We start from the raw sequence: 5,713 nt of genomic DNA on the forward strand, positions 1-5,713 counted from the left end.
GTAACTTATAGTAACTCGTTGTTGTCAAAAAACAATAAATTACTATAAGTTACGCGAGGGAGGCCGAAGGCCGACCGAGCTAGTTACAACAAGTTACTATAATTTAGACTCCTATGAATTATCACAAATCACAATTTGCAAGGAGGTACCTCAAAGTTTTTTTGGCCGCGATTTTAGGCAGCGCATTCTTATTGATATTAGTCCCTAAAACCGGGGCCGATGCGCTTACAATTTCCCCTCCAGTGATTGAAATTGACGCGGATCCCGGAGCAGTAATCCAGGAAGAGATTAGGATTATTAACACTACTGATCAACCGCAAATTTTCTATGTTTCAACCGCAGATTTTGCAGCCGGAGGGGAAGCGGGAGAACCGGCCTTTTTAAGCGCGGAGCAAGATTACCCTTATTCGCTTATACCTTGGCTGACCCTAAGTGATAAGGAGATTTTTTTGCCCAGTTGGGAAAGAGCTCAAGTTAAGGTAACAATTACCATTCCCCAAGATGCAAGCCCTGGCGGGCATTATGGAGGCGTTTTTTTTGAAACGCGAGCGCCGGAAATAACCAGCGAAATTGGTGTTGGCGTGGTCAGCAAGGTCGGTACTTTGATTTTGACGCGGGTGAGCGGCAAGGTTATTGAGCAAGCTAATATCATTGCTTTTGGCACCCAGACCGCTAAGGAGCTTTTTAGCAAAAGGCCGATTGCCCTTTACACGCGTTTCGAAAATTCAGGCAATGTTCACTTAAAGCCCGTTGGCAAAGTAGATATTTATAATCTGCTTGGCCGGGTGGTAGCCAGCCTGGAGGTTAATGAAAATGGCGGGAATGTTTTGCCCGGGAGCGCCAGAAGATTTGAGATGATTTGGAAAGGCAAAAAAGCGCCGGGGCCGGTTTCCGAAGGTCTTTTCAGGCGGTTTTTTCAGGAAATCAAAAATGAAGCCAGAGGATTTGGTTTTGGCAAGTATTCGGCTTATTTATCGCTTAGTTGGGGCCAGGATAATAAAGAGTCCAGCACTACGTTTGAGTTTTGGATTTTTCCCTGGCGGTTGATATTGACGGTTGTCATTATACTGATATTGATTATTTTAGTTTTGACCGCGGGGATGAAAAAGTATAACCAGTGGATTTTAAAGAAGGCGGGGAAAAGTAACTCGTAGTAACAAGCTCGGCTCGCCTTCCACCTACGCCAAGGCTACGGCGGACAGGTCGGCTCACCTTTGCGTAATACAATAGTAATAAGCTCACCTCGCTGCGGCTCGGTTCGCGTATTACAATCGTATCACAATGATTTCCTATGCATTATCAAAAAGCAATTATTATAATTTTAATCGTTTCTTTAACGATTCCCTTTTTGGCATTGGCAGAAACTGCCACCCGAACTCAGAGCGCAATTTTAAACGCGACTGTGGAGCCGATTGGTTACATTCCGCCGGAACTTGCGCCTTATTTGGGGCTTTGGGGCACGAGAAGAGTTCCGAAAATTTTTGATGTGCGGATTTTAGACATTACGCGGACAAGTGCCAGGATTATTTGGCAGACAGATATTGTTTGTACTACTGAACTTTTTTACGGCCAAACCATTGGTTATGAATTAGGCCGCACAAATGACGGCACAAACAGTTTATGGCTTGAGCACGAAATAATTTTGATTGGGCTTAAACCAGGGACAGAGTATCATTTCCGAATTCGGGCTCAAGATTCGCAAGGCACAGTTGCGCTTTCCGGTGATTATAGCTTTAAAACATCGGCTGAACCTGATTTTACCCCGCCAGCTGATGTTTTAGATTTTATAGCCACGCCAGGCAATGCTTTCATAAAATTGACCTGGAAAAATCCGCCGGACAGTGATTTTGCCGGGGTCAGGATTTTGCGGAGTGAGGTGTTTTATCCAGAGAGAGAGTGTTTGACAGCTGAAGGACACCAAGTGTCCAGTGGGACACTTGGTGTCTGTGACGGAGTAGTTTTGGTATATGACGGGAAGGCAGAAGAGCACAATGATTTGGGGCTTACTAATGGGACTCGTTATTATTATACAGCCTATGCTTATGATTTTACCGGCAATTTTTCCTCCGGCGCTATTGCTTCGGCTGTGCCGGGCGAAGAATACGAAGGGCCTTATATTCCGCCTTATCCTGAAGTGCCCACAGAGCTAACCTTGGCTGACTTTCGATTTTTTGTGGCTCATGATTCTTTGGAGATTTTTCTTTCGGAAAGACAAATTACGGAATGGAATGACATCGCGACTGAAAGGAGCGATGTTATCGTTGACAAAGAGAATGCGTTGATAACACCCCTCACTGATGCTTGGGGTGTCATTCCAACAGCGCAGCTAAAAATTCTGGAAGGTTCAATTTTAACTACTGTTATTGAAAAAGACAAGCTGCCGGATATTTTAAAAACCATTATTTTACGGATTGGAGAATCAGGTTATATTCTTAAAATTTCGGATTTGATACCTTTGGCAATGAGGATGTCGGATGTCAGGAGGGGTGACACGGTTAATAACGGGGTTAATAAAGTTAATAAAGTTAATAATAACGAATCGTCGTCTATTAACCAAGTGTATCGAGTGACTAATCAGGTGTCGCAAGTTACCGGAATTTACCCATTAATTGTATTAATACTAATATATAGGGACGGTACCAAGAGCACTATCTCCGGAGAGCTGGTAGTTGAGCAATACGGCAAGATTAAGGCCGAGGTTATAGGCGACCCGACAGTTGACTTTAAAGAAACCGAGGATGGCCTGGTAATCAGGGGAGCGGAGGTGCGGTTGTATCGGGCTAGCCAGAAATTAATAAATCAAGAGAACATTAAAACATTAAAGCATGAAAGCAATCGAGCAATCGAGAAACCCGCATCGCGTCGCAGCGGGCAAGACGCGTCGGACAATCGAACAATCGAACAATGGGACAATAGGATAGTCAAAACATGCCATGCTGAATCAGCAATCTCTAGAGAAGAGACAGACATGTGGCCAGCCCAGGACTACTTTCAATTTAATCCCCAAATTACTAATCAGAACGGTGAATACGGTTTTATGGTGCCTAATGGCCGATATTATTTGGAAGTAGCTATTAATGGGCGCCAGCCGGTTAAGACTAAACGGTTTGAGGTTACGGATAATCTGGTGAATCATCAAGTAGTTTTGAAGCTTTTAGAAGAAGCTTTTTACAAAAAATTCGGCTTTATCCAGTTTTTAAAATTTTTGCGCGATTTTCTCTGGTTTTTGGCGCTTTTAATTCTTTTGCTGATAATTTTGCGGGAAGCAACGAAGAGGCGAAAAAGAAATTATTCAGACACTAAGTGTCTATAAATATACGATGCGTAAAACTAAGTTTCAAACAAATGAATATTACCATATTTATAATCGCGGTGTAGATAAACGGGAAATTTTTGTGAAGGGAAAAGATTATATCAGATTTTTGCGGGGTATGAGGGATTTTAATGACAAAGACACTAAGTGTCCAGCGGGACACTTAGTGTCTGGGGTTGTGCCTGGGGCTAATAGATTAGTAGATATAATTTGTTATTGCTTGAATCCGAATCATTATCATTTTATTTTAAGACAATCAATGGAGATGGGCATCTCGAAATTTCTCCATAAAATAGAAATGGGATATGCTAAATATTTTAATTATAGATATGATCGTTCAGGAGCGCTATTTCAAGGAACATTTAAGGATGTTCATATTAAATCCGAGAGTTATCTTGGTTGGTTATCTGGCTATGTTAATGGCAATTCGGAAATTCATGGGATTTTTTTAGCCAAGGATTGGCCGTGGAGTAGTTATAAAGATTATGTTGGTTTACGGAAAGGAACGATTTGCGATAAAGATATAATTTTTGGATTTTTTAAAGAATTCGAAGAAAGGAGAACTTATAAAGAATTTGTCGACTTAGTGATCAAAGAAGCGAGCCAAAGGAAAAAGGCTTTAAAAGAGGAATTTAAAAAGTGTTTATTAGAATAAGACGCCTCTGGTAAGACACTAAGTGTCCAGCGGGACACTTAGTGTCTGGAGGGGGTGTCCATGTCAATTAGTCCCATGCCTAATTGGTTAAACAAAAATAAAATAATTCATAAAATAAAAACCACGCTAATAATCGTGGTGTGTTTGAGTTTGATTTTTGGCCCTGTTCCTCCGGGCCTGGTTAAGATTGCTTCTAATGTGAAGTTGGGTCAAGGGACCCAACCCACCCTAATGGGCATTTCCGAAGCCAGCGCCATGACCGCGACCACCACTTTCATCAATTTCCAAGGAAAAGTCCAAAATTCTGACGGCACAAATGTAGCTGACGGGGTCAAGGATTTTCGGTTCAGAATCTTTAATAATTCCGAGGCCACAACCAGCGCCGCGCTTTTGTGGCAGGAATCTTGGGCCACTTCATCTTTATTTACGGCTAACCTTAGCGCAAATTACGCCACCAGCGCTGATGATATTATTTATACTTCGGATTCTAATGAGGCAACTTTGAAAGCGGGCCAGACTTTATGGAATATTACCAAACGAGAAGCTGTGCGCGTCAGCGGAGTTAACACCGGCGCTAATACTTTAAACATTACTCCGATTCGCCAGGCCTGGACTTCCACTGATACCATCACTAATCGCATCTATGTCAAAGACGGAATTTTCACTATTGATTTAAACACTTCCTGCAACAGTTGGAACGAGGCGGCTTGTTCTGTGGCTTCCAGCTCCGGGGTTCTTTGGGGCAGTGATGATTTGTATTTGGAAGTTCAGTTTGATGATGAAGTCCTGTTTCCGCGCAAGAAAATCACGGCTGTGCCCCAGGCCATGAATGCTAATGCTTTGATAGGAGATGGTACGATTGATTTGAGTTCGGTTGCCACGAACACCGAGACTGCTAAAATTTCCGCTTCCACTACCGAGGCTATTTTGGACCTGCGGCAAACCGGAGTTGGCGATGATGCGGGCCCGGCTATCAGAGTCCGCTCAACGCCGGTGGCGAGCTCCACCATGGGTTTGATTCAGCTGACGGCCAACCCGATGTCCGGCGCCAATGCTAACGGCACTTTTATTGCGGCTAACCCCGCGAGCTTTACCGGCGACTTTGTTAACTTCCAAGTAGGGGATAGTAACAAATTTAAAATCGGCTGGGATGGGAATGCTACTTCATCCGGCATTGGTTATTTCACCGTTGGCCTGGATACCACTTCTTCAACTATTAGCACTTTGGTTGTTACGGGCCAGGCCACTACCACGGGTATTGCTTACTTCCAAACCGGCATTGAAGTTAATGCTTCTTCAACCTTGCAGGGTTCAGTTGATCTAAATAATATCTTGGATATTGATATTTCCAATGCCGCGGCTTTGACTGTCGGCGATGGAACAACTGATACTTTTGTCATCAATACAGTATATGACCAAGCCACGACGACTGGCAGTTTCTATATTACCCAATCTCTAGATGTTGCGGCTTCCTCAACTTTTAGCGATATCAGAATAATTGGCAATGCGACTTCTACCCAGACTCTTTATGCTCAAGGGCTTGATGTGGCGAGTTCCACTCTTGGGAATCTTACTATCACCGGCCAGTCCACAACCACTGGCCTGGCTTACTTCACCGGCGGCATTGATGTCGGGGCCAGTTCCACGATTGGAGTGCTGGGCGCGACCACGACTTTGCCGGGTTCTCTTTGGGTTAAACAAGATGTGAGATTTGGGACTGACTCTCTGCACTATGATTCTGGGAC

General features: G+C 43.7%; 4 protein-coding genes. All 4 read left to right on the forward strand.

What is annotated here, in order from left to right; translation table 11 throughout:
* Nucleotides 1–113 precede the first annotated feature (113 nt).
* On the forward strand, nt 114–1,154 hold the full coding sequence (locus tag KKD20_06090; GenBank protein ID MBU4332654.1) for a DUF916 domain-containing protein: 1,041 nt from the start codon (nt 114–116) through the stop codon (nt 1,152–1,154).
* Between the two features lie 137 nt (nt 1,155–1,291).
* Nucleotides 1,292–3,313: a fibronectin type III domain-containing protein gene (locus KKD20_06095; GenBank protein MBU4332655.1), complete on the forward strand. Its 2,022-nt coding sequence runs from the start codon at nt 1,292–1,294 to the stop codon at nt 3,311–3,313.
* A gap of 7 nt (nt 3,314–3,320) precedes the next feature.
* Nucleotides 3,321–3,968, forward strand: a complete 648-nt coding sequence (locus tag KKD20_06100) for a transposase (GenBank protein MBU4332656.1) — start codon at nt 3,321–3,323, stop codon at nt 3,966–3,968.
* Between the two features lie 75 nt (nt 3,969–4,043).
* A partial coding sequence (locus KKD20_06105; protein ID MBU4332657.1) for a hypothetical protein occupies nt 4,044–5,713 on the forward strand: 1,670 nt, incomplete at its 3' end.

Source organism: Patescibacteria group bacterium (assembly GCA_018896645.1).
Lineage (GTDB): Bacteria > Patescibacteriota > Patescibacteriia > UBA2591 > JABMQE01 > JAHIMF01.

Excerpts from the sequence above, each read along its gene's own strand:
- KKD20_06090 (MBU4332654.1), top strand. The coding sequence starts at position 114 with ATGAATTATCACAAATCACAATTTGCAAGGAGGTACCTCAAAGTTTTT.
- KKD20_06095 (MBU4332655.1), top strand. The coding sequence starts at position 1,292 with ATGCATTATCAAAAAGCAATTATTATAATTTTAATCGTTTCTTTAACG.
- KKD20_06100 (MBU4332656.1), top strand. The coding sequence starts at position 3,321 with ATGCGTAAAACTAAGTTTCAAACAAATGAATATTACCATATTTATAAT.